Annotated in this window: 2 protein-coding genes and 4 tRNA genes; all 6 read right to left on the reverse strand. The window is 34.5% G+C overall.

Annotation, left to right across the window (positions count from 1 at the left end; all coding sequences use genetic code 11):
- Window positions 1–149: 149 nt before the first annotated feature.
- Complete coding sequence (rsmA, locus tag ENO17_01540) at window positions 150–1,025, reverse strand: ribosomal RNA small subunit methyltransferase A (GenBank protein HER23733.1); 876 nt, start codon at window positions 1,023–1,025, stop codon at window positions 150–152.
- Window positions 1,026–1,213: 188 nt separating this feature from the next.
- Window positions 1,214–1,289: transfer RNA gene (locus ENO17_01545), tRNA-Thr, on the reverse strand.
- A 19-nt stretch (window positions 1,290–1,308) separates the two neighbouring features.
- Window positions 1,309–1,384 (reverse strand) — tRNA-Val (locus ENO17_01550).
- A 20-nt stretch (window positions 1,385–1,404) separates the two neighbouring features.
- Window positions 1,405–1,479 (reverse strand) — tRNA-Glu (locus ENO17_01555).
- 9 nt (window positions 1,480–1,488) lie between these two features.
- Window positions 1,489–1,561 (reverse strand) — tRNA-Lys (locus ENO17_01560).
- Window positions 1,562–1,760: 199 nt separating this feature from the next.
- Window positions 1,761–3,104 (reverse strand): replicative DNA helicase, encoded by a 1,344-nt coding sequence (dnaB, locus tag ENO17_01565; GenBank protein ID HER23734.1) that lies wholly within the window; start codon window positions 3,102–3,104, stop codon window positions 1,761–1,763.
- Window positions 3,105–3,382 lie beyond the last annotated feature (278 nt).

Below are 3,382 nucleotides of genomic sequence, written 5' to 3' on the forward strand. Positions count from 1 at the left end.
ATTAAATTAGTCGTTAGTCGTTAGTATTAAATTCAAGATACAATATAATATAATTAGTGCATAGCGTTTAACATCGGGTTTAATAAATTAAACCCCTACCTCTTTATAGAAACTCGAACCCTGCAACTTGTAACCTTAAACACTCTACGCTAATTTTCCCCCATCACCATACTCAGTTTGGCAAATTCTTCCAGTGTAAGAGTTTCTCCCCTACGATTCTTATCTATGTCTACCTTAATTAAAAAGTTCTCCATATCCCTTTTGCTAATTTCACCTTTAAAAAAGTTCGATAAAGAATTAATTAAGCTTTTTCTTCTTTGCTGAAAGGAAGCTCGAATGAGGTTAAAAAAAAGTCTTTCATTCCCTACTTGTACTTGTGGTTTTTTATAGATATCTAATTTTATGATCATCGAACTGACTTGAGGTTGAGGGTAAAATACCGTGGGAGGGACAATATGAACTTTTTGCGGCAGAGAGTAATATTGGGTAACAAGGGATAAAATACTGTAATTTTTATTCCCTACTTTAGCCAGCAACCTTTCTCCTACTTCTTTCTGGACAAGAAATACACCCAATTTTAAATATCGATTTAACTCAAGAATCTTTGTAATTAAAGATATGGAGATGTAGTAAGGAAGATTACCTACAATTTTTTCAACTTTTTCACCCGTTGCTCTTCTTTGCTTAAAAAAATTAATCAGATCGAAATTTATAATATCTTCAAAAATAATCTCAATATTATTAAAAGAAGAAAGGTTTTCTTTTATAAGAGGAATTAATTTTCTATCTTTCTCAATGGAAATAACCTGGTTAACCAAGGGGGATAAGGCAAAGGTGAGGGTTCCAATCCCTGTACCGATTTCTAAAACGTTATCTTTTTTATTCAATTTTAGTGAGTCAATAACTATTTCTAAGATATTTTGATCAACTAAAAAATTCTGTCCTAAACTTTTCTTACATTTAAAGTCGTGACTACTAAGAAACCTGGCAACTTTAGTGGGTGAAGTTAACTTTGGATTATTCATCAGATTGCTTGCCTTTTATAGCTAATAGTGAATAGTTGTTAGTATAAATTCAAGTTTTTAGTTGGCAGTTCCCGGTTTTCAATTCTAAAATATAAGTTAAAAAAATAAGATACAAGATACGAATTTGGTTTCCAGTTGTTTCTTCTTTTTTTACTATATACTAAGCACTATATACTATTTACTAATTTTGGAGCCGGCGATCTGAGTTGAACAGACAACCTACGGATTACGATTCCGTTGCTCTGCCAGTTGAGCTACGCCGGCATCATATCCTTTAAAAAAATGGTAGGCGGAACAGGACTTGAACCTGTGACCCCCTACATGTGAAGCAGGTGCTCTGCCAACTGAGCTATCCGCCCATTTTTTATCATTAATCAATTGGTGCCCCCAAGGGGATTTGAACCCCTGTCGCCGCCGTGAAAGGGCGGTGTCCTGTCCCCTAGACGATGGGGGCATTTTTAGATGGGCCGTGCAGGGTTCGAACCTGCGACCCTCTGATTAAGAGTCAGATGCTCTACCAACTGAGCTAACGGCCCTCAAAATAGCTAAAATCGTAAAATTTTCGCTTTTAAATGTTACACTATTTTTTACTGCCTGTCAATTATAAATTAGTCTATAGTGAATAGTGAACAGCCTTTAGTATTAAATTACGGGTTGCAAATTACAAGATGGGAATTAATACAATTGGTTAATTAAATTAATTATTGATATAGGAAACTATTAATCTATTACTATTTAATACTCACTATTCTCTTCGGGAATCCGAGCTAAATTTTCAAATTTTGCATATTCTTTTACAAAGGCTAAATCTATTTGACCGGTAGGACCATTTCTCTGTTTACTAATAATAACCTCGGCAATGCCCTTCTTTTCTGTTTTTGCCTTATAATATTCCTCTCGGTATAAAAAGACTACTAAATCAGCATCTTGTTCAATTGCTCCACTTTCTCTCAAATCGGATAGGCGAGGTCTTCTCTCAATTCTTTGTTCTACTGCTCTGGATAATTGGGAAACTGCAATTACCGGAACATTTAATTCTCTTGCTAACCCTTTAAGAGAACGAGAAATTTCTGAAATTTCCTGTTGTCTATTTTCTACTCTACCAGAACTTGTAATCAACTGCAAATAATCTATGATAATTAAGCCAAGATCATGCTGTGCTTTTAGTCTCCTGGCTTTAGCTTTAATTTCTAAACAAGTAATCCCGGCTGTATCGTCAATAAAAATGGGAGCAGCTGCTAACCGGCCTGCTGCCATAGAAAGAGTAGGCCAATCTGATTCTGCTAATCTCCCCTTTCTCAAACTATGGGCATCAACTCTAGCCTCTGAACAAAGCACTCTTTGAACTAATTGGGATTTTGACATTTCCAAGCTAAAAAGGGCAACCGGTATATTTTTTTGAACTGCAATATATTGGGCAACATTCATACAAAAGGCTGTTTTACCCATGCCAGGCCTACCGGCAATAACAATAAGCTCGGAAGGTTGAAATCCGGTAGTAATATCATCAAACTCATCAAAACCACTAGGAATACCGGTAATAAACTCTTCTCTGTGGTATAAATTTTCAATCTTCTCAAAACTATCTTGAAGTATCTCTTTAATAGGAACGAAAGATTGCCCTAAATTTCTCTCTGAAACCTCAAAGATCAAATGCTCTGCTTTATCCAGTAAAATCTTAGCATCTTCTTTTTCTTCATAACCCATAGAAATAATTTTAGTAGCATTATTAATTAAATTGCGTAAAATAGATTTCTCTTCGATAATTTTAATGTAGTGCTCAATGTTTGCTGCAGTAGGAACACTATTAATTAAGTTAGTTAGGTAGGTAACTCCTCCAATTTTCTCTAATAAGTTTTTCCGATTCAAATCCTCGGTAAGGGTAACTAAATCAACCCCCCTGCTCTTTTCAAAAAGCTCAAGAATAGACTTAAAGATATTTTGGTGAGCTTTGTTGTAAAAATCTTCTGGTCTTAAAATATCAACACTGTGTAAAATAGCATCTTCCTGAAGCAGCATTGAACCTAAAGCAGCCTGCTCTGCACTAATATTTTGAGGAGGATTCCTGCCTAATTCCATTTTTTAACTCCATATCAAACTAGTCATTAGAATATAGTATCGAGTACCGCGTCAATAAAATCAGAATTCAAGAACGGAAAGGTGATATATCGTACACAAAGTAGTACAGGCGTCTCGCCTGTCTATTGGTCGTTACTATTAAAATAAAAAACTAAACATTTACAGTTTCCTGTTTAAAATACAAGAAAAATTAGTTGATAGAAAATAGAGCATTTCGCTGTATTTTATTCTAACTTATTTTTTATAGTTTTTTCTTTACTATATACCATATACTAAAT

It is taken from the genome of Candidatus Atribacteria bacterium, assembly GCA_011056645.1.
Classification (GTDB): Bacteria; Atribacterota; Phoenicimicrobiia; order Phoenicimicrobiales; family Phoenicimicrobiaceae; genus Sediminicultor; species Sediminicultor quartus.